The organism is Peribacillus sp. FSL H8-0477 (genome assembly GCF_038002765.1).
Lineage (GTDB): Bacteria > Bacillota > Bacilli > Bacillales > DSM-1321 > Peribacillus.
In genome coordinates, this window is sequence record NZ_JBBODE010000002.1 from 277317 (window position 1) to 304246 (window position 26930).

Sequence of the window (26930 nt, forward strand, 5' to 3'; positions counted from 1 at the left end):
GAAAGCAGCGTTTATTTTCGGTTTAATCGGGATCGGTGTCTACCATCCTCATGGTGATGACCTGATAGTGCTCATTTTGTTAGTTTGTTCTTTTTCTTTTTACAAATCGCAGCCGTTATCCTTAGTACACTTGTTAATCAGATGAATCATAAATTATTCGGCAGTTTGATGATTGGAATAGGTGTGTTGTCCTTTCCTTTTTCTTTTTTCTTACTCTATATGCCTTCTGCTTTATATTTCGCCGCAGGTGCACTTGGTTTTAGAAAGTTTGTTCATGGTTCAAAGGATAAAATTGTATAGAGTTATGGTGCCCCTTGAACTTACAATTCTAGGGGTTTTCTCTATTTTCCAGATTTTCCGACAGATTTAGAGAGGGTTTTGAGGAATATAGGTCGAATAGTATGAGTAGTAACAGCTAGTTACAGAAGCTTTAAGGAGGAAGAGAATGGCTTACGAACATAAACATCCAAAATTGAAAAAAGTAATCGATAATATTGAAAATGTCATTATTGGTAAAAGGAATATAGTTGAATTAAGCTTAGTTGCTATGCTTGCAGATGGTCATGTGCTTCTTGAAGATGTACCTGGAGTAGGAAAAACAATGATGGTTAGATCTTTGGCAAAGTCGATTAATGCCAGCTTTAAACGAATTCAATTTACCCCGGATTTACTGCCGTCTGATGTGACCGGTGTTTCCATCTACAATCCTCAATTACAAGAATTCATCTTTCGTCCAGGTCCTATTATGGGCAATATTATTTTAGCCGATGAAATCAATCGAACATCTCCAAAGACTCAAGCTGCATTACTTGAGGGGATGGAGGAAGCAAGTGTGACCGTTGACGGAGTGACGAGACAATTAGAAAAGCCGTTCTTCGTTATGGCAACGCAGAATCCCATTGAATATGAGGGAACATACCCTCTTCCAGAGGCGCAATTGGACCGGTTTTTGTTAAAAATGAAAATTGGCTATCCAACGATGCAGGAGGAAATGGAAGTGTTAAATCTGGCGCGTAAAGCAAAACCAATCGACGAATTGGAGCCAGTTATTTCTATGGAAGAGATAAGGACATTGCAGGAAGAGGTCCTTAAGGTACATGTTGAAGATACGATAAAAAGGTATTTAGTTGATTTGTCTGCGCGTACGCGGGTCCATCCTAATGTGAACCTAGGAGTCAGTCCCCGCGGCACGATTTCATTAATGAAGGCAGCGCAGGCTTATGCATTGTTAAACGGCAGAGATTATGTGTTGCCTGACGATGTTCAATATTTGGCTCCGGCAGTGCTTTCCCATCGAATCATCCTTAAATCAGAAGCGAAATATGGCGGAATCGACGCAGAGAGTATCATTCAGGATATTGTGAGGAAAATTCCGGTCCCTGTTAAAAGGCAAGTGAACTAAGATGAAGAGAGTAGTACATTTCTTTAGGAAATATGCTGAGACGACAGGTTTGTTACTGTTAACGATTACGTCATTTATATTTGCCATGTTCCAAGGCGGATTTTTAAGTTGGTTCTTATTTTATACGTTTCTGCCATTCGCTGTATATTCTTTTATGTTAATCGGATATTCTATGGACAAATTTAAGGTAGAAAGAAGTGTGAGTAAGAGTCAGTATCAGGCGGGAGATTATCTGGAGGCAAGAATTATTATTTCGAGAAACAGCTGGATGCCGCTGTTTTATTTAATGGTGGAAGATGAAATTCCAGCTTCCTTATTACCCCTATCACAACAAAAAAAGAAAATAATCGTTTTTCCTTTGTTCAAAAGGGAAATTAAGCTCAATTATCGATTTGATCATCTTCCGCGCGGGGAGCACTTCTTGGAAACCATTCGACTGCAAACAGGAGACTTCTTTGGATTATATCAAAAGACTTCAATTTACACTGTACCTCAAACGATTATGGTGTACCCGGCTATTATTCAGCTTCCTTTTCAACAGCTTGAAAAAGCATATGATCAGGGAAATGGGGGATCCATTCGAAAGCTGTTGCATGATCATACGCTCGCATCAGGGGTAAGGGACTATCAACCTGGCGATCAAATTTCTTGGATAAATTGGAAAGCAACAGCTAAGAAAAATGAAATGATGACAAAGGAATTCGATGAACAAAAGAGTCATGACCTTTTCTTAATCTTGGACGAGCAACAGACTCCTTTATTTGAAGAAATGGTTGTTTTTACGGCCTCTTTTTCCCATGCAATTTTAAAGAAAGGGATACAGATGGGCTACCTTGGAACAGCATTTCAAGAGCCGTTTCTGCCTATTAGGGGTGGAGAACATCAAAGACAAGATATATTGTACAAACTAGCTCGAACAAAAGCATCGGCTGTGGAGAGGCTGGAGGTATCCATTGAAAACCACCAAGCTATACTACCGTTAAATGCAGCATTAATCATTGTTACAGGGAAACTTTCTCGAACTACTATGGAGTTGATTAGCGGCTATAAATTAAATCGAGCGATAACGGTGTTCTGTATGAAAACCGGCTCCTTTTTGACTGCGGAGGAGATAGCTGTTCGTGAATCAGCTAAGAGAAAGGGAGTTAGAGTGAATTATTTGGATCAACATCAATATGAATCTGAAATAATTGAGGTGGCGGCCCAATGATGCAGAAGAAAACGTTGAATACGAGTATTCGTTGTCTGTTATATATCTTTGGGCTGTTGCTTATTTGGGAGTGGGTGAGACCGGTCGGTCAACTCACTAATACTGGGAATCTATCTGTCTTTCTTGTTTTTGCTATCTTCTCTTTACTGTTACATTATCTCCAGTTGAACTGGCTTGTTCGGTTTGTTTTCTTATCAGGATATACCATCCTGTGCCTTCAATACCTTTATTTTGATGTTTCGTTGTTTAAGGTAAGCTGGATTTGGGACATGACAATGGAATTTAAAAATAACCTGCTTAGTGTTTTTGCAGGTGAATGGTTAAACTTATCAAATCTATTTCGTTCCTTTTTATTTTTTATTTTAATCTGGTTAATTACGTACCTTATTCATTATTGGATAACCGTTAAGAAAAAGATCTTCCTGTTTTTTTTATCGACTGTAATGTATCTATCATTTCTTGACACCTTTACCATTTACGATGCAGATCAAGCGATTATTCGAACAATTATCATTGGGTTTATCTTTCTTGGTCTGTTGGCCTTTTTCAGACTACTTGACCGGGAAGGTCTTGAGATTTCAGCTGTTAATCTCGGGAATTGGGTGCTCCCTCTTGGTCTTATGCTGGTACTAAGTACACTTTTCGGCTTTGCTGCACCCAAGCTTGATCCACAATGGCCTGACCCTGTGCCTTTTTTAAAAACCCAATCTGGAAAGGAAGGATCCGGTGGGAACGGAAAAAACGGGATTAATCAAATGGGGTATAGTGAAAATGATGACCGGCTTGGCGGCTCCATAGAAGGAAATGACACCGTCATCTTTTATCATAATGCGAAGAATAATCCGTATTGGAAGGTAGAAAACAAAGATATGTATACCGGTAAGGGCTGGAGAGACAGGGCCTTTTTTGAAATGAGTGAGTTTACAACTAACCAAGATGTTTCTGCACAAATGGTTCCTGAAGACACCTCCAAGATAAAGTTAGATGAATATAGCGTAGATATAACGGTTAAAAAAACCTATAATCATGTCGTCCTTCCAGAGCCTAGCTATCTAAAAAAAGTTAACACTAAAAATGAAAGTTCTTTTCAATTTGATGAGCTTACAGAGAAGCTGCACTCTTGGTCAGCAAATGGAGCTGATAAGGTTAAATTAAATCAATACACCTTGGACTATCTTGTCCCATCATATGATATGGTCGCCCTGAAGGAAGTTACTGAAGATCAATTATACGAAGAGGTACCGATGAGGGGCGAGTACACACAGCTTCCTGAAATCCCAGACCGAGTCAGGGAACTTGCCTTAGAAATTACGGCCGAAAAAACGAATTATTATGATAAAGTGAAAGCAATTGAGAATTATTTCGATCGATCTGAGTTTGTCTACGATAAGACAGATATTCCTTATCCAGAGGGCTCCCAAGATTATGTTGATCAATTTTTATTTGAAACAATGCGAGGGTACTGTGATAACTTTTCAAGTGCGATGATTGTTCTTCTGCGAGCGAATGATATTCCTTCGCGCTGGGCAAAGGGATATACGACAGGTGTTACAGCAACCTACAAAGGAAAACAAGTTAAAAAAGTGACCAATAATAATGCTCATTCCTGGGTTGAAGTTTATTTTCCGGGTACGGGGTGGGTACCATTTGAACCTACAAAGGGATTTTCCAATTCTGCCAGCTTTTATGATTCCTCTGTTGAAAGTACCAGTACGAGTCAAAATGACATGCCTGATCAAAATGCAGATGAATTAAAAAAACCTGATGCAGCTGAAAGCAAAACACCTGCAAAAAACTTGGATGAACCTGCAGCTTCTAGAAGTGGAAGCGAAGATTCCAATTGGTCGTGGATTTCTTTTACGATTGCGGGGATAGGGCTTGGACTTATTGGCTTTTACGTATATAAGTCACGTCGTAAATGGCTGCCTTGGATTTACATTCGTCGTTATAAACAGATGCAGGATCATGCTGTCTTCTCTAAAGCTTACTTGACATTGTTATCGCAATTGCAGCGTGCTGGATTCAATCGTCCAGAAGGTCAAACGCTGAGAGAATTTGCGGTATCTGTTGATTCACGGTATGGTGTAAATGAGGCCCTTATGCAGAAGTTAACAAAAGAATACGAAAGAATTATCTACCGTGGGGACACTGAAAAAGAGAGTCTAGGTAAGAATTTTGAATTATGGGAAAAGTTAATTAAAAAGACTACCACTTGACCTTGTTTTTAACCTGTTGTTACAATTGAATAAACTTATATGTAACACCTTCATATATCCTCGATAATATGGATCGAAAGTATCTACCGAATCACCGTAAATGATTTGACTATGAAGGCAGTTTTTCGTATAGTAGCTGGAATTCTGCCTTCTTCGTTTATTCGAGAGGCAGAATTCTGGCTTTTTTTTATTATTTTCGAAGAAATTTGCAACAATAAAAGGAGTAATTACTTATTTCAGTCTTCTTAAAGGGACATACATGAATTGAGTGAAATTCAACAGTAGAGGTGACGATTGTGCCGGGTAAAGTAGAATTGCAAAACCAAGAAATGATTTTAGTGCTTGATTTCGGAAGTCAGTATAACCAATTAATTACGCGCCGTATTCGTGAGTTAGGTGTTTATAGTGAGTTGCATCCTCACACGATTACTGCAGAAGAAATTAAAAAAATAAACCCTACTGGAATCATTCTTTCCGGAGGCCCTAATAGCGTTTATGATGATACAGCTTTCAGCTGTGACGAACGCATTTTCGAGCTCGGCTTACCTATAATGGGAATTTGTTATGGCATGCAGTTGATGACTAAGCATTTTGGCGGCAGAGTGGAACGTGCTAAGAATCGTGAATATGGAAAAGCTACGTTGAAAATCCAACATGCTTCAAGCATTTTCACCGGCCTTCCTGAAGAACAGATTGTTTGGATGAGTCACGGTGACCTAGTCATGGAGACACCAGAAGGATTTTCAGTCGATGGAATCAATGCATCATGTCCTATAGCCGCAATGAGTGATGAATCACGTAAATTATATGCTGTCCAATTCCACCCAGAAGTTCGTCATTCAGCGTACGGAACCGAAATTCTAAAGAATTTTGTATTTAACGTATGTGAGTGTACAGGTGATTGGTCCATGGAAAACTTCGTTGAAGTTGAAATTGAAAAAATTCGTCAAGAAGTCGGAGACAGAAAAGTTCTTTGTGCGTTAAGCGGGGGTGTTGATTCATCTGTTGTTGCCGTGTTAATTCATCAGGCAATTGGTGACCAATTAACCTGTATTTTCGTTGATCACGGTCTTCTTCGTAAAGGCGAAGCCGAAAGCGTCATGAAAACATTTACTGAAGGTTTCAACATGAATGTAATCTTGGTTGATGCAAAAGAACGCTTCTTCTCAAAACTTGAAGGTGTTTCTGACCCAGAGAAAAAACGGAAAATCATCGGGAATGAATTCATTTATGTATTTGATGATGAAGCAACGAAACTTGAAGGAATAGACTTCCTTGCGCAGGGTACGTTGTACACAGATATTATCGAAAGCGGTACAGCTACAGCGCAAACCATTAAGTCACATCATAATGTCGGAGGATTGCCTGAAGACATGCAATTCACGTTAATTGAACCATTAAATACACTTTTCAAGGATGAAGTGCGTGCTCTTGGTTCAGAATTAGGGATTCCTGATGAAATTGTTTGGCGTCAGCCATTCCCAGGTCCAGGCTTAGGGATTCGTGTTTTGGGTGCCATTTCTGAAGAAAAATTAGAAATCGTTCGTGAATCTGATTACATTCTACGCGATGAAGTGAAAAAAGCTGGATTAGAACGTGAAATTTGGCAATACTTCACAGTTCTTCCTGACATACGTAGTGTTGGAGTAATGGGCGATGCGAGAACGTATGATTATACAATCGGGATTCGTGCAGTGACGTCCATTGATGGAATGACATCCGACTGGGCAAGAATTCCTTGGGAAGTCTTGGAAATCATTTCTACAAGGATTGTTAATGAAGTGGATCATGTTAACCGTGTTGTCTATGACATTACTTCTAAGCCGCCTGCAACGATTGAGTGGGAATAGATTAATTATAAGAAAGGGTTTTTTAGCTTAATCTATATCGGATTAAGCTGGGAAATCCTTTCTTTTTTGTTTAACACGAACATTTATTATTTAATTTCCAATATTATTCGTAAAAACTATTGACGACCAATTACATTGGTTGTTACAATGGTCCTATAATAATTGAAAAATTCATAATACATATATTCATCGTATAATCTTGGGGATATGGCCCAAAAGTTTCTACTGAGCTGCCGTTAACAGCTTGACTACGATGTAAAGGATAGGTCTCTTTATTGACTGTCTCTTTTGCATTTATGTAGTTAAGCCGCGTTCGGTCAAGAACGCGGTTTTTCTTTATGTGGCAAAAACATTTTAAGGGAGACGAGAAAAATGAAGAAGTACTTTCAATTCGAAGAACTAGGTACTAATTTCCGACGTGAAATACTGGGAGGACTAACGACCTTCCTAGCAATGGCATATATTTTAGTAGTCAATCCTGTGACATTAACATTGAGTAGTGTAGAAGACCTGCCGGATGCACTTCGTATGGATTATGGATCTGTCTTTGTTGCAACAGCATTAGCCGCAGCAATTGGATCTATTTTAATGGGAGTCATTGCTCGATATCCCATTGCCTTAGCACCTGGTATGGGTTTGAATGCATTCTTCGCCTATACAGTCGTGTTAACCTTTGGAATACCGTGGGAAACAGCTTTAACAGGTGTGTTAATTTCTGGAGTCATTTTTGTTCTATTATCTCTATCCGGTATACGGGAAAAAATAATAAATGCCATTCCTGCTGAGTTGAAATATGCAGTAGGGGCAGGCATTGGACTTTTTATAACATTTGTAGGGTTTCAAAATTCAGGAATCATTGTTAAAAATGAAAATGTTATTGTTGGGATTGGCGACCTCACTTCAGGTAATACCTTGCTAGCTATCTTCGGAATTCTGGTTACAGTGATGTTATTAACTAAAGGAATAAAAAGCGGGGTCTTTGCCGGAATGGTGATCACTGCGATAGTAGGTATGATCTTCGGCTTAATTGATGTTCCTACAAAAATTATCGGATCCGTACCAAGTCTATCCCCAACATTCGGAACAGCTTTTAATGCTTTCGGAAATCCAGGTGAGTTATTCACCGGTCAGATGCTGATTGTGATCTTAACCTTCCTGTTTGTCGCATTTTTTGATACAGCTGGTACGTTAGTAGCTGTGGCTCAACAAGCGGGTTTAATGAAGAATAATGTTCTGCCAAGAGTAGGAAAAGGTCTTCTTGCTGATTCTTTATCAATTGTTTTCGGTGCTGTACTTGGTACCTCAACAACGACATCTTATGTAGAGTCTACTTCAGGCGTTGCAGCCGGAGCGCGTAGTGGTTTTGCGGCTGTAGTTACTGGTTTACTTTTTGTTCTTTCAATCTTCTTCTTCCCATTATTATCGGTCGTTACTTCAGCAGTTACAGCACCTGCATTAATTATCGTCGGTGTCATGATGGCTGCTTCATTGAAGAATATTGAGTGGGATAAATTCGAGATTGCGGTTCCAGCCTTCTTTACAGTTATCATGATGCCTCTAACTTATAGTATAGCAACAGGAATTGCCTGTGGTTTTGTCTTTTATCCGATCACGATGATTATGAAAGGGAAAGCAAAACAGGTTCACCCCATTATGTATGGACTCTTCATCATCTTCATCCTATACTTTGTTTACTTGATATAGTTAGTAGGGGAATCCCAATAGGGGTTCCTTTTTTTCTGTTTTTTTTACGAGAATTCCCTATTTGGAATTGATTTAACATTGCTTTCGACGGGTAATTTGTCTAACATGAAGGGTAATAGAAATCGAGCGTAAATGAGGGATTTTCATGGAAGGAATTCATATAAGCAAGGTGTTAAACAATAATGTTGCCATAGCTGTTCACCCTTCTTATGGAGAAACGGTTGTCATTGGTAAAGGTGTTGGCTTTAATCGTAAAAAAGGTGATGTGCTGCCTGAAGATTTGGCCGATAAAATGTTTGTCCTGAAAAGCGAGAAGGAACAGGAGAATTACAAGAAGTTACTTCCAAATATCGATGAACAAATGCAGGCTAGTATTATTGAAACCATTCAACATATAAATTCTCGGGTGCCTGGCAGCTTAAATGAACATATCCATGTTGGTTTGACCGATCATCTCCTTTTTGCTCTCAATCGTGTTCAAAATGGGATGGAAATGAAAAATCCGTTTCTTATAGAAACAATCACGCTTTATCCCTTTGAATATGAGGTGGCAAAAGAAGTTATTGAAATTATGAAAGAAAAAACAGGAATCGGACTACCGGAAGGTGAGATAGGATTCATCACCCTTCATATTCATAGTGCGGTTGTAAATAAAGAGTTAGCAGAAGTTAATAAATTCTCCCAGTTGGTCAGTCATTTAGTAGGGATAATAGAAGATCAGCTTGATTTTAAAATGGATAAAGAAAGTGTGGACTATATCAGGCTGGTTCGACACCTCCGTTTTACCATTGATCGAGTTCTTGCTGATGAAAAAATAGATGAACCACAAAAAATTGCGAATCTATTGAAAGAAGAATATCCCCTGTGCTATAATCTGGCGTGGAAGCTGATAAAAATTATGCAAAAAAAATTAATGAAGCCTGTATACGATGCTGAAGCTGTTTATTTGACCATGCATCTTCAACGACTTCAAACAAAAATTAAATAAAGAAATAACATTCACGTGTTACTGATTAGATCAGGCATAAGTGAAGTAAGTAATGGATTGTTAAGTAACTGGTTATATTAATATAATCAGCAGCTGGCATCTATACTTATCTTTGCTTATGCCTTTTTATTGTTGAATTTTGTTTTTTTATTAGTATTCCACAAAAACTTTTGGAGGTCACACCATGTTTAAAAAATTATTTGGTGTTTTACAAAAAGTAGGGAAAGCGTTAATGCTTCCAGTTGCGATTTTACCAGCAGCAGGGATTCTTCTTGCGTTTGGTAATGCACTTCAAAATCCTACGTTGTTAGACTTAGCACCGTTCCTAAATAATGGCGGAGTAGAAATGGTTGCATCGGTTATGGAAAACGCGGGGAACGTTATCTTCACCAACTTGGCCCTATTGTTTGCAGTTGGTGTAGCTATCGGACTTGCTGGTGGAGACGGAGTAGCTGGACTAGCTGCTATCGTTGGATTCCTAATTATGAATGTAACAATGGGTACAGCATTAGGAATTGATGCAAAAGCGTTAGAAGGCAGTGTCGAGTATGCAAGTGTCCTTGGTATTCCGACGCTTTCAACAGGTGTCTTCGGCGGGATTATTGTCGGTATTATCGCTGCGGCAATGTACAATAAATTCTTCCGAATTGAATTGCCATCATACCTCGGATTTTTTGCAGGAAAACGTTTTGTTCCAATTGCCACTGCAGTATCTGCCTTAATCTTAGGCCTACTGATGATTGTTATTTGGCCGCCGATTCAACATGGCTTAAATACATTCTCAGAGTTCATGCTTAATGGAAATTTAACTGTCTCATCATTCATCTTTGGATTAGTAGAAAGATCGTTAATACCTTTCGGATTACATCACATTTTCTACTCGCCGTTTTGGTTTGAATTTGGAACGTACACAAATGCGGCCGGTGAAATTATTAAAGGTGACCAAGCTATCTTTATGAATCAAATCAAAGATGGTGTACAAAACTTAACAGCTGGAACGTTCATGGCAGGTAAATATCCATTTATGATGTTTGGACTTCCAGCAGCAGCTCTTGCTATTTATCACGAAGCTCGTCCAGAAAAGAAAGTTATGGTTGGGGGATTAATGGCTTCTGCAGCATTAACTTCATTCCTAACAGGGATTACAGAACCACTTGAATTCTCGTTCCTTTTTGTAGCACCAGTATTATTTGGTATCCATGCAGTTTTTGCAGGATTGTCATTTATGACGATGCACTTACTTAATGTGAAAATCGGAATGACGTTCTCAGGTGGATTAATTGACTATGTATTATTCGGATTAATCAATCCACAAACCAATGCCTGGTTAGTTATTCCTGTAGGTATCGTATTCGCTTTAATTTATTACTTCGGATTCCGTTTTGCTATCCGTAAATTCAACTTAAAAACGCCAGGACGTGAAGTTGAAGATGAAAATGAAGGACCAGCTGTAAAAGTTAATGCTGAAACACTGCCATTGCAGATTCTTGATGCGATGGGAGGAGAGAAAAATATTGCTCACTTAGATGCTTGTATTACACGCCTAAGAGTATCAGTAAATGACGCTAAACAAGTAGATAAAGAACTACTGAAAAAACTAGGCGCGGCTGGTGTTTTAGAAGTAGGTAACAGCATACAAGCAATCTTCGGACCTCGTTCTGAAACAATCAAAGGTCAAATGAAAGACATTATGGAAGGAAAAACTGTTCGTAATGTTGAAATACCACCTGAAAAAGGTGTAGAAGACCAAATCGTTGATGTTATGCCAGAAGCTTTACGTACTGAAGGAGAAAATCATGTCTTTATTTCGCCGATTACTGGTGAAATTAAACCAATTAGCGAAGTACCTGATGCAGTGTTCTCTGAAAAAATGATGGGTGATGGATTTGCGATCATTCCAGAGGATGGAACCATTGTTTCACCTGTGGATGGAACGATTGTCAACTTCTTCCCAACCAAACATGCAATCGGGATTGAATCTGACACGGGCCTTGAAGTCTTAATTCATGTAGGGATAGATACAGTTAAATTAGAAGGGAATGGTTTTGAAGCACTTATTGCACAAGGTGATAAAGTCAAAGCTGGACAGCCTCTATTACAAGTTGATTTAGACTATGTGAAAAATAATGCTACTTCTATCATTACACCAATTGTCTTCACTAACTTAAAAGCTGGTCAATCAATTGCTATTGAAAAGACCGGTAAAGTAACAAGCGGTGAAGAAAACATTATCTCTATTAAATAAAATTGCGATCTATAGCTGCTCGCATGTCCGTCACTGGATATGCGGGCAGCTATTTTTTTGTCGTGAATCGGGACTTTCTGCTTATTGAAGTTATTTGAGGTAGATGTTACTATATGTAGTACACGCATCAGGCGGAAAACATTTTAATATAACGCTAAAAAAGATTATTTAAAAAAGATGTTGACGATATGTTGTGTAGATGGTATATTAGTTAAGTCGCTTCGGAAGAAACGGCAAACGACATGAAAAATTGCTCTTTGAAAACTGAACAAAACAAAGCGTCAACGTTTTAAAGAAGTGAGTACACACTATAAAAACAACCGAGCAAGTCAAACATTCTACGGAGAGTTTGATCCTGGCTCAGGATGAACGCTGGCGGCGTGCCTAATACATGCAAGTCGAGCGAATTGTTGAGTTTACTCAACAATTAGCGGCGGACGGGTGAGTAACACGTGGGCAACCTGCCTATAAGACTGGGATAACTTCGGGAAACCGGAGCTAATACCGGATATGTTCTTTTCTCGCATGAGAGAAGATGGAAAGACGGTTTCGGCTGTCACTTATAGATGGGCCCGCGGCGCATTAGCTAGTTGGTGAGGTAATGGCTCACCAAGGCAACGATGCGTAGCCGACCTGAGAGGGTGATCGGCCACACTGGGACTGAGACACGGCCCAGACTCCTACGGGAGGCAGCAGTAGGGAATCTTCCGCAATGGACGAAAGTCTGACGGAGCAACGCCGCGTGAACGATGAAGGCTTTCGGGTCGTAAAGTTCTGTTGTTAGGGAAGAACAAGTACCAGAGTAACTGCTGGTACCTTGACGGTACCTAACCAGAAAGCCACGGCTAACTACGTGCCAGCAGCCGCGGTAATACGTAGGTGGCAAGCGTTATCCGGAATTATTGGGCGTAAAGCGCGCGCAGGTGGTTCCTTAAGTCTGATGTGAAAGCCCCCGGCTCAACCGGGGAGGGTCATTGGAAACTGGGGAACTTGAGTGTAGAAGAGGAAAGTGGAATTCCACGTGTAGCGGTGAAATGCGTAGAGATGTGGAGGAACACCAGTGGCGAAGGCGACTTTCTGGTCTATAACTGACACTGAGGCGCGAAAGCGTGGGGAGCAAACAGGATTAGATACCCTGGTAGTCCACGCCGTAAACGATGAGTGCTAAGTGTTAGAGGGTTTCCGCCCTTTAGTGCTGCAGCTAACGCATTAAGCACTCCGCCTGGGGAGTACGGCCGCAAGGCTGAAACTCAAAGGAATTGACGGGGGCCCGCACAAGCGGTGGAGCATGTGGTTTAATTCGAAGCAACGCGAAGAACCTTACCAGGTCTTGACATCCTCTGACACTCCTAGAGATAGGACGTTCCCCTTCGGGGGACAGAGTGACAGGTGGTGCATGGTTGTCGTCAGCTCGTGTCGTGAGATGTTGGGTTAAGTCCCGCAACGAGCGCAACCCTTGATCTTAGTTGCCAGCATTCAGTTGGGCACTCTAAGGTGACTGCCGGTGATAAACCGGAGGAAGGTGGGGATGACGTCAAATCATCATGCCCCTTATGACCTGGGCTACACACGTGCTACAATGGATGGTACAAAGAGCTGCAAACTCGCGAGGGTAAGCGAATCTCATAAAGCCATTCTCAGTTCGGATTGCAGGCTGCAACTCGCCTGCATGAAGCCGGAATCGCTAGTAATCGCGGATCAGCATGCCGCGGTGAATACGTTCCCGGGCCTTGTACACACCGCCCGTCACACCACGAGAGTTTGTAACACCCGAAGTCGGTGAGGTAACCGCAAGGAGCCAGCCGCCTAAGGTGGGACAGATGATTGGGGTGAAGTCGTAACAAGGTAGCCGTATCGGAAGGTGCGGCTGGATCACCTCCTTTCTAAGGAAAATTAACGTGACGCTTTTGTTTTGTTCAGTTTTGAATGAGTAATTCATTCAACCTTGTTCTTTGAAAACTAGATAATAGATAGAAGGCAAATTTTGCATCAATTTTTAAAACACCGAATGTTTTTTTTAGTAGGTTAAGTTAGAAAGGGCGCACGGTGGATGCCTTGGCACTAGGAGCCGATGAAGGACGGGACTAACACCGATATGCTTTGGGGAGCTGTAAGTAAGCGTTGATCCAGAGATTTCCGAATGGGGAAACCCACTGTTCGTAATGGAACAGTATCTTTACCTGAATACATAGGGTACTGAAGGCAGACCCGGGGAACTGAAACATCTAAGTACCCGGAGGAAGAGAAAGCAATAGCGATTTCCTGAGTAGCGGCGAGCGAAACGGAATCAGCCCAAACCAAGAGGCTTGCCTCTTGGGGTTGTAGGACACTCAATATGGAGTTACAAAGGAACGGGGTAAATGAAGAGGTCTGGAAAGGCCCGTCAAAGAAGGTAAAAACCCTGTAGTTGAAACTTCGTTCCCTCCTGAGTGGATCCTGAGTACGGCGGGACACGAGAAATCCCGTCGGAAACAGGGAGGACCATCTCCCAAGGCTAAATACTCCCTAGTGACCGATAGTGAACCAGTACCGTGAGGGAAAGGTGAAAAGCACCCCGGAAGGGGAGTGAAATAGATCCTGAAACCGTGTGCTTACAAGTAATCAGAGCCCGTTAATGGGTGATGGTGTGCCTTTTGTAGAATGAACCGGCGAGTTACGATCCCATGCGAGGTTAAGTTGAAAAGACGGAGCCGCAGCGAAAGCGAGTCTGAATAGGGCGAATTAGTATGTGGTCGTAGACCCGAAACCAGGTGATCTACCCATGTCCAGGGTGAAGTTCAGGTAACACTGAATGGAGGCCCGAACCCACGCACGTTGAAAAGTGCGGGGATGAGGTGTGGGTAGCGGAGAAATTCCAATCGAACCTGGAGATAGCTGGTTCTCTCCGAAATAGCTTTAGGGCTAGCCTCAAGATGAGAGTATTGGAGGTAGAGCACTGATTGGACTAGGGGCCCCCAACGGGTTACCGAATTCAGTCAAACTCCGAATGCCAAATACTTATTCTTGGGAGTCAGACTGCGAGTGATAAGATCCGTAGTCAAAAGGGAAACAGCCCAGACCACCAGCTAAGGTCCCAAAGTATACGTTAAGTGGAAAAGGATGTGGAGTTGCTTAGACAACCAGGATGTTGGCTCAGAAGCAGCCACCATTTAAAGAGTGCGTAATAGCTCACTGGTCGAGTGACTCCGCGCCGAAAATGTACCGGGGCTAAACGTATCACCGAAGCTGTGGATGGACACCGTAGGGTGTCCGTGGTAGGAGAGCGTTCTAAGGGCGTCGAAGCTAGACCGTAAGGACTGGTGGAGCGCTTAGAAGTGAGAATGCCGGTATGAGTAGCGAAAGAAGGGTGAGAATCCCTTCCACCGAATGCCCAAGGTTTCCTGAGGAAGGCTCGTCCGCTCAGGGTTAGTCGGGACCTAAGCCGAGGCCGAAAGGCGTAGGCGATGGATAACAGGTTGATATTCCTGTACCACCAATTTATCGTTTGAACGATGGGGGGACGCAGGAGGATAGGGTAAGCGCGCTGTTGGATATGCGCGTCTAAGCAGTTAGGCCGGAAACGAGGCAAATCCCGTTTCCATTAAGGCGGAGCTGTGATAGCGAGGGAAATTAAGTACCGAAGTTCCTGATTCCACACTGCCTAGAAAAGCCTCTAGTGAGATAAAGGGTGCCCGTACCGCAAACCGACACAGGTAGGCGAGGAGAGAATCCTAAGGTGTGCGAGAGAACTCTCGTTAAGGAACTCGGCAAAATGACCCCGTAACTTCGGGAGAAGGGGTGCTTTTTAGGGTGAATAGCCCGGAAAAGCCGCAGTGAATAGGCCCAGGCGACTGTTTAGCAAAAACACAGGTCTCTGCGAAGCCGCAAGGCGAAGTATAGGGGCTGACGCCTGCCCGGTGCTGGAAGGTTAAGGGGAGAGGTTAGCGTAAGCGAAGCTTTGAACCGAAGCCCCAGTAAACGGCGGCCGTAACTATAACGGTCCTAAGGTAGCGAAATTCCTTGTCGGGTAAGTTCCGACCCGCACGAAAGGCGTAACGATCTGGGCACTGTCTCAACGAGAGACTCGGTGAAATTATAGTACCTGTGAAGATGCAGGTTACCCGCGACAGGACGGAAAGACCCCGTGGAGCTTTACTGTAACCTGATATTGAATTTTGGTACAGCTTGTACAGGATAGGTAGGAGCCTTTGAAACCGGAGCGCTAGCTTCGGTGGAGGCATTGGTGGGATACTACCCTGGCTGTATTGAAATTCTAACCCGCGCCCCTTATCGGGGTGGGAGACAGTGTCAGGTGGACAGTTTGACTGGGGCGGTCGCCTCCTAAAGAGTAACGGAGGCGCCCAAAGGTTCCCTCAGAATGGTTGGAAATCATTCGTAGAGTGTAAAGGCACAAGGGAGCTTGACTGCGAGACCTACAAGTCGAGCAGGGACGAAAGTCGGGCTTAGTGATCCGGTGGTTCCGCATGGAAGGGCCATCGCTCAACGGATAAAAGCTACCCCGGGGATAACAGGCTTATCTCCCCCAAGAGTCCACATCGACGGGGAGGTTTGGCACCTCGATGTCGGCTCATCGCATCCTGGGGCTGTAGTCGGTCCCAAGGGTTGGGCTGTTCGCCCATTAAAGCGGTACGCGAGCTGGGTTCAGAACGTCGTGAGACAGTTCGGTCCCTATCCGTCGTGGGCGCAGGAAATTTGAGAGGAGCTGTCCTTAGTACGAGAGGACCGGGATGGACGCACCGCTGGTGTACCAGTTGTCTTGCCAAAGGCATAGCTGGGTAGCTACGTGCGGACGGGATAAGTGCTGAAAGCATCTAAGCATGAAGCCCCCCTCAAGATGAGATTTCCCATAGCGTAAGCTAGTAAGATCCCTGAAAGATGATCAGGTAGATAGGTTTGAGGTGGAAGCGTGGTGACACGTGGAGCTGACAAATACTAATCGATCGAGGACTTAACCATTCGTTTTAATTACATGCAAAACCCTTCTTATTATCTAGTTTTGAAGGAACAACGTTCCTTTATAGTCTGGTAATGATGGCGAAGAGGCCACACCCGTTCCCATTCCGAACACGGAAGTTAAGCTCTTCAGCGCCGATGGTAGTTGGGGGTCTCCCCCTGTGAGAGTAGGACATTGCCAGGCAACAGAAAGAAAAGATCAGCTGCATAGCTGGTCTTTTTTTGTGGTGTTTTTTAGAAGTTGAACAGGAAATGTGTACCCTGAAACGGGATTATGCAGGGCCTAGACGGGAATATCGTGATCTCAGACGGGAATATATGAAGACCAGACGGGATTAATGGCTGAAATAGCAGAAACATAGATAAAATACCCCCATGGAAACTTAGTTACCAGGTCTTCTTAAAAAGTGTAACTTAAGAAATAGTTCTAAGGATAAGCGACCCATTTTCAAAACCCTTAAAACAATGATGCCCCATCGGGTATTTTAGAGCTGAAAATAGTGCCCAGACGGGAATACGCTGTCTCTAGACGGGAATACCCATGATCCAGAAGGGATTACGTCCATCTCAGACGGGAATACATGAAGACCAGACGGGATTAACAGCCGGAATAGCATAAAAAGAGATAAAATACCCCCCATGGAAACTTAGTTACCAGGTCTGCCTAAAAAGTGTAACTAAAGAAATAGTTCTAATGATAAGCGACCCATTTTCAAAAAACAATTAACACATGATGCCCAACGGGGTATTTTGTGCTTTAAAAAAGCAAACAAACGAGAATACGCTTGATCCGGGAGGGATTAATAGCCGGTATAGTATAAAAATGAACTCTAGGATCAGCATGTTTTCAAAAAAATAATAAACTGGTCACTATTTCTAAAGTTAGTCTACTATAATAATATTTCTCGATATGGTGTATTTTAATCTTGCAAATACATGGTAGAGCTGTATCATTAGTAGATATGAAATCCTTATCTATAAGTACTACATACATGTTTGGATGATAAAACGTGTGATACGTGTAAATTAGGGTAATATAAAATAGATAGGGGCGGGTACAGTGCTAGAAAACAGTTTTATTATGGTACTCATTATTCTGATAATTAATATTGTATATGTAACGTTTTTTACAATCCGAATGATTCTTACTCTTAAAGGTTATCGGTATCTGGCTGCATCAATTAGCATGATAGAAATAGTCATTTATGTGGTTGGGCTGGGGCTTGTATTGGATAATTTAGATAAGATTCAAAACTTAATTGCCTATGCAGTGGGTTATGGTATTGGTGTTATAGTGGGAATGAAGATTGAAGAGAAGTTGGCAATCGGGTATATTACGGTTAATGTGATTACTGCGGATTATAAAAATAATAATCTTTCGAAAAGAATTAGGGAAAAAGGTTTTGGTGTGACAGATTGGATGGCTCAGGGTCTTGAGGGCGATCGAATGGCGCTGCAGATTTTGACGCCGAGAAAGTATGAGTTGAAATTATATGATACGATTAAAGAGCTTGATCCGAAGGCTTTTATAATCGCTTATGAGCCGAAAACGATTCATGGTGGTTTTTGGGTTAAATCAGTTAAGAAGGGACGATTATTTCGTGACGCAGAAAAGTAAGAAGACGTTTGAAGTAGCAGAAGGGGAAAGTATTGATTCTTGTCTTGATCGAATGAAGGCTGAAGGATATGCTCCTGTACGGCGGATTGAAAAGCCGATCTTTGCTGAACATGTTTCGGATGGAATTACTCAATACGAGCCTGTGAATCGGAAAATTGTTTTTGAAGCCAAGATTATTCAGTAAAACACGAACAATAAATATAAATTTTTGATTAATATTCGATTTTTTCTTGACAGGCATTTAGGATAATGGTTAAAATGTAACTAATGATATAGAAGTCTCTCATATAATCCAGGGGATATGGCCCAAAGTTTCTACCCGATAACCGTAAATTATCGGACTATGAGAGAAAGATGAACGTTAGGACTATACTCTATTTTTATATTAAGGGTAATCCGGGCAGACACTTTCTCTTTGGAGAGTTTCTGCTCGGATTTTTTTGTTTTAATCTTATACCAGCATTGTTGGAGGCGAAGAAATGAAACCGCAAGTTGGCGTTATTATGGGAAGCGTTTCGGATTGGGAAACAATGAAGTATACCTGTGAAGTATTAGAGCAGTTGAATATACCATTTGAAAAGAGAGTGGTGTCCGCACACCGTACTCCTGATTTAATGTTTGAATATGCGGAAAATGCCAGAGATAGAGGGTTGCATGTGATTATCGCTGGTGCTGGTGGTGCCGCGCATTTGCCTGGGATGATTGCAGCCAAAACAACAGTCCCTGTTATCGGAGTACCTGTACAAACAAAAGCACTGAATGGCATTGATTCATTACTATCGATTGTTCAAATGCCAGGCGGCGTACCAGTTGCGACAGTGGCTATTGGAAAGGCTGGTGCGACAAATGCAGGGTTACTTGCAGGTCAAATCCTTTCTATAAATAATACGGCAATCACAGAGCAGTTAGAAGCTTTGCGATATGAAACGAGGGAAAAGGTATTTGAGAGCAGTGAACAGCTTAAATAAGCAAGTTATAGGCCCTAATCAAACCATCGGGATTATCGGCGGTGGTCAGCTGGGAAGAATGATGGCACTGGCTGCTAAAGCATCGGGATTTAAGATTGCCGTATTAGATCCAACACTTGGTTGTCCGTGCGGGCAAGTAGCCGACTATCAGATAACAGGTGCTTACGATGATCTGGCTAGTTTAAGAAAACTTTCTGAGATTAGTGACGTCATTACTTACGAATTTGAAAATGTGAGTGCTGAGGCTCTTGAATGGCTGAAGGAACATGCTAATTTACCACAAGGAACGGAATTACTGAAGCTTTCACAAGATCGTTTACGAGAAAAGGCGGCTATAGAAGCGGCTGGCGTTCCTGTTGCTCCCTATTACCCTATCCATTCAATCGAAGATATTTACGTATCTATTGAGAAATTAGGCTATCCGAGTGTGTTAAAAACAGTTCGGGGAGGCTATGATGGAAAAGGGCAGTTCGTGATTCGAGATGAGTCTGATATAAGCAAGGCAAGTAATCTTGTAGAAATGGGAGATTGTGTCCTCGAAGCGTGGGTACCTTTTGTTAAAGAAATCTCAGTCATTATGACTCGTAAGGCAAATGGTGACCTGACTCATTTTCCCGTCGCTGAAAACATACATCAAAATAACATCTTGCATCAAACCATTGTTCCTGCGCGAATTACACAGGAAGCCGAGCAAAAAGCCGTACAACTAGCGAGAAATCTAGCTGAAGAGCTTCATTTGGTTGGAACCCTCGCCGTTGAAATGTTTTTGACAGCAACCGATGAATTAATTGTCAACGAGCTGGCACCGCGGCCGCATAATTCTGGACACTTTACAATTGAGGCTTGTGAGACATCTCAATTTGAGCAGCATGTCCGTGCTATTTGTAATTGGCCGTTAGCCAGTACGAGACTATTAAAACCCGTTGTGATGGCTAATCTTCTTGGAGAACATCTTGATGGTGCTCTCTCCGCTATTACGGAACAAAAGGATTGGAAATTCCATCTCTATGGAAAAGAAGAAGCGAAGTCAAAAAGGAAAATGGGCCATATCACTATATTGCGCCCTACGATTAAACAAGCATTAGCCGAATTAGAAGCTAGTGGAATTTGGAAGCATCAGGTTGAAACGGAGGAAATAAAATGATAGAACGCTATACTCGTCCCGAAATGGGCGCAATTTGGACAGAAGACAATCGATTTAAAGCATGGTTGGAAGTTGAAATTCTTGCTTGTGAAGCATGGTCGGAATTAGGTGCCATTCCAAAAGAAGATGTGAAGTTACTTCGTGAAAATGCTTCATTTGATACGAAACGTATTAAGGAAATTGAAGAAGAAACGCGTCATGATGTGGTTGCTTTTACAAGAGCCGTTTCAGAATCCCTTGGTGAAGAACGGAAATGGGTTCATTATGGTCTCACCTCTACAGATGTGGTAGATACGGCGCTATCTTATATCTTAAAACAAGCAAATGAAATTTTGTTTGCTGATCTAGAACGTTTTATTGAAATTTTAAAGAATAAAGCAATTGAACATAAGTTTACAGTCATGATGGGACGTACACATGGCGTTCATGCAGAGCCAACTACCTTTGGATTAAAGCTTGCGCTTTGGCATGAAGAAATGAAACGGAACCTAGAACGGTTTAAATCCGTTTGTAAAGGCATTGAAGTTGGCAAAATGTCTGGTGCAGTTGGTACTTTTGCCAATATTGATCCATTCATCGAGAGTTATGTTTGTGAAAAGCTTGGTCTTGAAGCGGCACCAATTTCAACTCAAACTTTACAGCGCGACCGTCATGCAGATTATATGGCAACACTCGCTTTAATTGCTACATCCATTGAAAAGTTTGCTATTGAAATCCGCGGGCTGCAAAAAAGTGAAACACGTGAAGTAGAAGAGAGGTTTACTAAGGGGCAAAAGGGCTCATCTGCGATGCCTCATAAACGAAATCCAATTGGTTCAGAGAATATGACTGGTCTTGCCCGTGTGATCCGCGGTTATATGCAGACTGCTTACGATAATGTACCACTTTGGCATGAACGTGATATTTCTCATTCATCTGCTGAACGGATTATTCTTCCGGATGCGACGATTGCCTTGAATTATATGCTTAATCGTTTTGGTAACATCGTGAAGAATTTGACTGTTTATCCGGAGAATATGAAACGTAATATGGACCGTACACTGGGTCTGATTTATTCACAACGTGTATTACTTACCTTAATCGATAAAGGACTGGCAAGGGAAGAAGCCTATGACACCGTTCAGCCAAAAGCAATGGAATCATGGGAAAAACAAGTTCCTTTCCGTACGCTTCTTGATAACGATGATAAAATTACTAGTTTATTATCGAAAGAAGAGTTAGATGAATGTTTTGATTATCACCATCATTTAAAACAGGTTGATTATATCTTTGATCGCCTCGGTCTTTAAAAATAGTGCTGCTGGAAAGATATCCAGCGGCCTTCTTCAAAAAATATAGAGTGAAAATTTCCAATATTGCTAACATGGGGGCGTAATCATGGAAAAACGAGAATTACTGTATGAAGGAAAAGCGAAACGGATTTATGCAACAGAAGACCAGGAAATTGTTTGGGTAGAATACAAAGATTCCGCAACGGCATTTAATGGCGGGAAAAAAGCAGAAATTGAAGGTAAAGGTGCTCTGAATAATGGAATTACCAGTTTACTATTTTCAAAGCTGCAGCAATCGGGTATCTCTTCTCACTTTATAAAATCAATTTCCGAACGTGAACAACTGGTCAAGAGTGTCACCATTATTCCGCTTGAAGTAGTCGTACGTAATATCGCAGCCGGAAGCCTGGCAAAGCGTCTTGGATTTCCAGAAGGTCAGCCTCTAAAACAACCGATTGTTGAGTTTTATTATAAAGATGATGAATTAGGCGATCCATTACTTACAGAAGCACATATCAATGAACTAGCAGTGGCAAGCAGTGATGAAGTAACGGTTCTTCGGAATAAGGCACTTCAAGTGAATACCGTTTTATCAAGCTTTTTTCAAGAAATTGGCGTCCTTCTGGTCGATTTTAAACTGGAATTTGGCAAACTTGCCAATGGTGATATTCTGCTGGCCGATGAGATATCTCCTGACACTTGCAGGCTATGGGACAGTGAAACGAAAGAAAAGTTCGATAAAGATGTATTCCGACGCGATTTAGGGAGTTTAGTAGAGGCTTACGAAAAAATCTATGCAAAGCTAAAGGAGACTCAACATGTATAAAGTAAAAGTTTACATTACCTTGCGTGAAAGTGTTTTAGATCCACAGGGAACGGCGGTTAAACAATCGTTACACAGTATGACCTACAATCAAGTGCAGGATGTTCGAATCGGAAAATATATGGAACTTAGTATTGAAGATACAACAACAGATGTGAATCAGTTAGTTAAAGAAATGTGTGAACGCCTGCTGGCTAATACAGTCATTGAGGATTATCGCTATGATATTGAGGAGGTTGTCGCGCTGTGAAATTTGCCGTAATCGTATTTCCCGGCTCCAATTGTGATGTTGATATGTATCATGCAATTAAAGATGAACTAGGAGAAGAAGCGGAATATGTTTGGCATACTGCGGATAACTTAGATCAATTTGATGGAATTCTTTTACCTGGCGGCTTTTCATACGGTGATTACCTGCGCTCAGGTGCTATTGCTCGGTTTTCGACAGTGATGACAGAGGTGGTTAAAGCGGCAAATGCAGGTAAGCCTGTCCTTGGAATATGTAATGGATTTCAAATTCTTCTTGAAGCAGGTCTTCTGCCTGGAGCGATGCGTAGAAATCGTGACTTGAAATTTATCTGTCGTCCGGTTCAGCTGCAAGTTGAAAATGCCGAAACAGCTTTTACAAACGGCTATTCTCAAGGGGAGATCATTAATATCCCCGTAGCACATGGTGAAGGAAATTATTATTGTGATGCTCAAACTCTAGAACAGTTGAAAGCTAATAATCAAATTGTATTTACCTATAAGGGTGACAATCCAAATGGCAGTCTTGAGAAAATTGCCGGAATTATTAATCAGCAGGGAAATGTACTTGGGATGATGCCTCACCCTGAGCGTGCTGTCGATTCGCTGCTCGGAAGTAATGACGGATTAATGCTGTTTCAATCGATCGTTAAGAACTGGAGGGAATCACATGTCGTTAATGCTTGAGCCAAGCCCAGAAATGATTAAGTCAGAGCGGATATTTGCAGAAATGGGACTGACGGATGAAGAATTTGCGATGGTGGAAAAAATCCTTGGGCGTATGCCTAATTATACAGAGACCGGTTTGTTTTCGGTTATGTGGTCAGAGCATTGCTCGTATAAAAACTCTAAACCTGTATTGAGCAAGTTTCCTGTCACAGGTGAGAAAGTTCTTCAAGGTCCAGGAGAAGGTGCTGGCATCGTTGATATTGGGGATAATCAAGCGGTAGTATTTAAAATTGAAAGTCATAACCATCCCTCTGCGATTGAGCCTTATCAAGGAGCAGCAACGGGTGTCGGTGGAATCATTAGAGACGTATTTTCCATGGGATCCCGACCGATTGCTATGTTGAATTCTTTACGCTTTGGCGAGCTGGATAACCCAAGGACCAAATACTTATTCAAAGAAGTTGTCGCTGGAATTGCTGGGTATGGGAACTGTATGGGCATTCCAACTGTTGGAGGGGAGATACAATTTGATCCATCCTATGAAGGAAACCCGCTTGTGAATGCTATGTGTGTTGGATTAATAAATCATCATGAAATTCAAAAAGGTCAGGCTCGCGGTATTGGGAATACGGTTATGTATGTTGGTGCTAAAACCGGTCGTGATGGAATACATGGCGCAACTTTTGCGTCAGAAGAATTGACAGAAACGTCTGAAGCCAAACGGCCTGCAGTGCAGGTGGGTGATCCTTTCATGGAGAAGCTGCTTCTTGAAGCATGCCTTGATTTGATTAAATCGGATGCACTTGTTGGAATTCAAGACATGGGTGCAGCAGGATTAACGAGTTCTTCAGCCGAGATGGCCAGTAAGGCAGGGTCCGGAATTGAAATGAACCTTGACCTTATCCCACAGCGTGAGACAGGAATGACCGCTTACGAAATGATGCTTTCAGAATCTCAGGAGCGGATGCTTATTGTTGTGAAAAAAGGCCGCGAACAAGAAATCAGAGAGATATTTTCTAAATATGATTTAGAGGCAGTAGCCGTCGGACAGGTAACAGAAGCGAAAAATTTAAAACTGACGCATAAAGGCTCAATCATTGCCGATGTTCCTGTGGATGCACTGGCTGAAGAAGCTCCTGTATATCATAAACCATCAAGTGAACCAGGCTATTTCCGAGAGTTTCAGGCTATGACTATTCCAGCACCACAAATTTCTGATTACAAGACTGCGTTGAAAGATTTGTTGTCACAGCCGACCATCTCAAGTAAGGAATGGGTTTATGACCAATATGATTATATGGTACGAACAAATACAGTTGTAGCCCCAGGTTCAGACGCGGCTGTTGTTCGGATTCGTGAAACAAATAAGGCTTTAGCCATGACAACGGATTGCAATTCCCGCTATCTCTACCTTGACCCGGAAATGGGTGGAAAGATTGCGGTTGCTGAAGCAGCTCGTAATATCATTTGTTCTGGTGCAGAGCCGTTAGCAATTACAGACTGTTTAAACTTTGGCAGCCCAGAGAAACCAGAAATTTTCTGGCAAATTGAAAAAGCAACAGATGGCATGAGTGAAGCGTGTCGTACGCTGCAAACACCGGTCATCGGCGGAAATGTCTCCCTTTATAACGAAACAAATGGAGTGGCCATCTATCCCACACCTGTAATTGGGATGGTTGGATTGATTAGTGATTTAGCTCATATAACTACACAGGAATTCAAACAAGCTGGGGATTTAATTTATGTAATCGGCGAAGCAAAGTCTGAGTTTGGCGGAAGTGAGCTGCAGAAAATGATTGATGGCAAAATTTCTGGACCGGCACCATTTATAGACCTTGCTGTGGAACAAAAACGCCAACAGCACATTCTTCAAGCGATTCAACTGGGTTTAGTGGCATCCGCACACGACATTGCCGAAGGCGGGTTTGCCGTAGCGGCAGCAGAGTCATTGTTTGGACAAAATAACCTTGGTGCTGAAATGGTCATTAAAGGTGATGTGATGTCAGCTCTATTTGCAGAAACGCAATCACGTTTTATTCTTTCGATAAAACCGGAACATAAAGAAGGCTTTGAAGCACTTGTGGATGATGCCTATCTGATTGGGACAGTCACGCATGATGCAACATTAAAAATGGTAAATGAAGCGGGCACCAATTTGATAGATGTAGACGTTTCTGAATTACATGCTGCTTGGAAAGGAGCTATTCCATGCTTGCTGAATTAAAAGGACTAAATGAGGAATGTGGAGTTTTTGGTATCTGGGGTCATGAAGATGCTGCACAAATTACCTATTACGGATTGCATAGTCTGCAGCATCGAGGACAAGAAGGCGCTGGTATTGTCGAAATGAACGACGATCAGCTAACCTGTGTCAAAGGTGAAGGGCTTGTTACAGAAGTCTTTACGACGGAGAAGATGAAGAACCTCAATGGGAGAGCGGCAATCGGCCATGTTCGATACGCAACAGCAGGCGGCGGAGGCTATGAAAATGTCCAGCCGCTGCTGTTCAACTTCCAAAGCGGCGCCATGGCATTGGCTCATAACGGTAATCTGGTCAATGCAAATCAATTAAAATCACAGTTAGAAGCACAGGGGAGTATATTTCAAACTTCTTCAGATACAGAAGTACTTGCACACTTAATACGCAGAGGCGGTTTTGCAACACATAAAAACCGTCTTAAAAATGCATTGAGTATGCTAAAAGGTGCATATGCCTTTTTAATTATGACAGAGACAGAAATGATGGTGGCGTTAGATCCTCATGGTTTACGTCCATTATCCATTGGTAAGCTCGGTGATGCGTATGTTGTCGCATCGGAAACGTGTGCGTTAGATATCGTAGGGGCAAAATTTGTTCGTGATGTGGAACCTGGTGAATTAGTCGTTATTAATGACGATGGAATAACATCTGAGTACTTTTCCATGTCCTCACAACGGGCAATGTGCACGATGGAATACATTTATTTTGCCCGTCCGGATAGCAATATTGAAGGAATTAATGTTCATACTGCAAGAAAGAATCTCGGAAAGCAGCTGGCAAAAGAAGTAACCATTGAAGCGGATGTAGTAACAGGCGTTCCTGATTCTAGTATTTCCGTCGCAATTGGTTATGCTGAGGCAACAGGGATGCCTTATGAACTTGGATTAATTAAAAATAGATATGTAGGCCGGACATTTATCCAGCCTTCACAGTCTTTACGTGAACAGGGTGTAAAGATGAAATTATCAGCCGTAAGAGGAGTAGTTGAAGGCAAGCGGGTGGTAATGGTTGATGATTCCATTGTTCGGGGAACGACAAGTAAGCGAATTGTAACCATGTTAAAGGAAGCAGGAGCAAAAGAGGTCCACGTGCTGATCAGCTCACCTCCAATAAAAAACCCCTGCTTTTATGGCATTGATACCTCAACTACATCCGAATTGATTGCCTCTGAAAATTCAGTTGAAGAAATTCGGCAGTTGATTGGTGCTGATTCACTCACCTTCTTAAGTGTTGAAGGTACCGTCGAAGGAATTGGACGATCGTTTGATGGCGAAACTCATGGTGCCTGTATGGCTTGCTTCACTGGAAACTATCCAACAGAAATCTATGAAGAAACACGTGAAGGCTATCAAAAATGCTGAGT

18 protein-coding genes, 3 rRNA genes and 3 riboswitches are annotated in these 26930 nt (G+C 42.0%); all 21 genes read left to right on the forward strand.

The features are described 5' to 3' along the window. The first annotated feature begins 141 nt into the window (after positions 1 to 141). The 21 genes from MHI18_RS13180 to purF all read left to right on the forward strand — a co-directional run bounded on the left by MHI18_RS13180 (position 142) and on the right by purF (position 26928). The gene (locus MHI18_RS13180) at positions 142 to 300 is read left to right on the forward strand and encodes a hypothetical protein (RefSeq protein ID WP_340847968.1); all 159 of its coding nucleotides are present in this window, start codon (positions 142 to 144) and stop codon (positions 298 to 300) included. A 145-nt stretch (positions 301 to 445) separates the two neighbouring features. Further along, positions 446 to 1402 (forward strand): AAA family ATPase, encoded by a 957-nt coding sequence (locus MHI18_RS13185; protein WP_340847970.1) that lies wholly within the window; start codon positions 446 to 448, stop codon positions 1400 to 1402. Between the two features lies 1 nt (position 1403). Further along, a complete protein-coding gene (locus MHI18_RS13190; RefSeq protein WP_340847972.1) occupies positions 1404 to 2612 on the forward strand; it encodes a DUF58 domain-containing protein in 1209 nt (402 codons plus the stop codon). After that, entirely contained in the window at positions 2609 to 4828 is a 2220-nt protein-coding gene (locus tag MHI18_RS13195) for a DUF4129 domain-containing transglutaminase family protein (RefSeq protein ID WP_340847974.1), read from the forward strand. The genes MHI18_RS13190 and MHI18_RS13195 overlap by 4 nt, the downstream gene beginning before the upstream one ends. Before the next feature lie 30 nt (positions 4829 to 4858). Then, a riboswitch (purine riboswitch) is annotated at positions 4859 to 4960 on the forward strand. A gap of 164 nt (positions 4961 to 5124) precedes the next feature. Further along, positions 5125 to 6678: a glutamine-hydrolyzing GMP synthase gene (guaA, locus tag MHI18_RS13200; RefSeq protein ID WP_340847976.1), complete on the forward strand. Its 1554-nt coding sequence runs from the start codon at positions 5125 to 5127 to the stop codon at positions 6676 to 6678. A gap of 169 nt (positions 6679 to 6847) precedes the next feature. Beyond that, a riboswitch (purine riboswitch) is annotated at positions 6848 to 6949 on the forward strand. A gap of 101 nt (positions 6950 to 7050) precedes the next feature. Continuing rightward, on the forward strand, positions 7051 to 8382 hold the full coding sequence (locus tag MHI18_RS13205) for an NCS2 family permease (RefSeq protein WP_340847977.1): 1332 nt from the start codon (positions 7051 to 7053) through the stop codon (positions 8380 to 8382). Positions 8383 to 8527: 145 nt separating this feature from the next. Then, complete coding sequence (gene glcT / locus MHI18_RS13210; RefSeq protein WP_340847978.1) at positions 8528 to 9370, forward strand: glucose PTS transporter transcription antiterminator GlcT; 843 nt, start codon at positions 8528 to 8530, stop codon at positions 9368 to 9370. A gap of 184 nt (positions 9371 to 9554) precedes the next feature. Next, a complete protein-coding gene (gene ptsG / locus MHI18_RS13215; protein WP_340847979.1) occupies positions 9555 to 11615 on the forward strand; it encodes a glucose-specific PTS transporter subunit IIBC in 2061 nt (686 codons plus the stop codon). A gap of 337 nt (positions 11616 to 11952) precedes the next feature. Then, a 16S ribosomal RNA gene (locus tag MHI18_RS13220) occupies positions 11953 to 13498 on the forward strand. A 140-nt stretch (positions 13499 to 13638) separates the two neighbouring features. Beyond that, a 23S ribosomal RNA gene (locus MHI18_RS13225) occupies positions 13639 to 16571 on the forward strand. A gap of 65 nt (positions 16572 to 16636) precedes the next feature. Beyond that, positions 16637 to 16752 (forward strand): 5S ribosomal RNA (rrf, locus tag MHI18_RS13230). The 16S, 23S and 5S rRNA genes sit together here, the layout of an rRNA operon. Positions 16753 to 17649: 897 nt before the next feature. Then, a complete protein-coding gene (locus tag MHI18_RS13235; RefSeq protein ID WP_445669994.1) occupies positions 17650 to 18186 on the forward strand; it encodes a DUF2179 domain-containing protein in 537 nt (178 codons plus the stop codon). After that, on the forward strand, positions 18170 to 18370 hold the full coding sequence (locus MHI18_RS13240) for an NETI motif-containing protein (RefSeq protein ID WP_340847983.1): 201 nt from the start codon (positions 18170 to 18172) through the stop codon (positions 18368 to 18370). Before MHI18_RS13235 ends, MHI18_RS13240 begins: the two co-directional genes overlap by 17 nt. 79 nt (positions 18371 to 18449) lie before the next feature. Continuing rightward, positions 18450 to 18550, forward strand: a riboswitch (purine riboswitch). A 115-nt stretch (positions 18551 to 18665) separates the two neighbouring features. Then, positions 18666 to 19154, forward strand: coding sequence for a 5-(carboxyamino)imidazole ribonucleotide mutase (gene purE / locus MHI18_RS13245; RefSeq protein WP_340847984.1), 489 nt, complete (start codon positions 18666 to 18668; stop codon positions 19152 to 19154). Beyond that, on the forward strand, positions 19138 to 20298 hold the full coding sequence (gene purK, locus MHI18_RS13250; RefSeq protein WP_340847985.1) for a 5-(carboxyamino)imidazole ribonucleotide synthase: 1161 nt from the start codon (positions 19138 to 19140) through the stop codon (positions 20296 to 20298). Before purE ends, purK begins: the two co-directional genes overlap by 17 nt. Beyond that, a complete protein-coding gene (gene purB, locus MHI18_RS13255) occupies positions 20295 to 21587 on the forward strand; it encodes an adenylosuccinate lyase (RefSeq protein ID WP_340847986.1) in 1293 nt (430 codons plus the stop codon). Before purK ends, purB begins: the two co-directional genes overlap by 4 nt. An 88-nt stretch (positions 21588 to 21675) precedes the next feature. Continuing rightward, positions 21676 to 22395: a phosphoribosylaminoimidazolesuccinocarboxamide synthase gene (purC, locus tag MHI18_RS13260; RefSeq protein WP_340847987.1), complete on the forward strand. Its 720-nt coding sequence runs from the start codon at positions 21676 to 21678 to the stop codon at positions 22393 to 22395. After that, positions 22388 to 22642 carry a phosphoribosylformylglycinamidine synthase subunit PurS gene (purS, locus tag MHI18_RS13265; RefSeq protein WP_340847989.1) on the forward strand — a complete coding sequence of 85 codons (255 nt, stop codon included), beginning with the start codon at positions 22388 to 22390 and terminating at the stop codon, positions 22640 to 22642. The genes purC and purS overlap by 8 nt, the downstream gene beginning before the upstream one ends. Then, a complete protein-coding gene (gene purQ, locus MHI18_RS13270) occupies positions 22639 to 23325 on the forward strand; it encodes a phosphoribosylformylglycinamidine synthase subunit PurQ (RefSeq protein WP_340847990.1) in 687 nt (228 codons plus the stop codon). The genes purS and purQ overlap by 4 nt, the downstream gene beginning before the upstream one ends. After that, positions 23309 to 25531, forward strand: a complete 2223-nt coding sequence (gene purL / locus MHI18_RS13275) for a phosphoribosylformylglycinamidine synthase subunit PurL (RefSeq protein ID WP_340847992.1) — start codon at positions 23309 to 23311, stop codon at positions 25529 to 25531. Before purQ ends, purL begins: the two co-directional genes overlap by 17 nt. Further along, positions 25516 to 26928 carry an amidophosphoribosyltransferase gene (purF, locus tag MHI18_RS13280; RefSeq protein WP_340847994.1) on the forward strand — a complete coding sequence of 471 codons (1413 nt, stop codon included), beginning with the start codon at positions 25516 to 25518 and terminating at the stop codon, positions 26926 to 26928. The genes purL and purF overlap by 16 nt, the downstream gene beginning before the upstream one ends. Positions 26929 to 26930 lie beyond the last annotated feature (2 nt).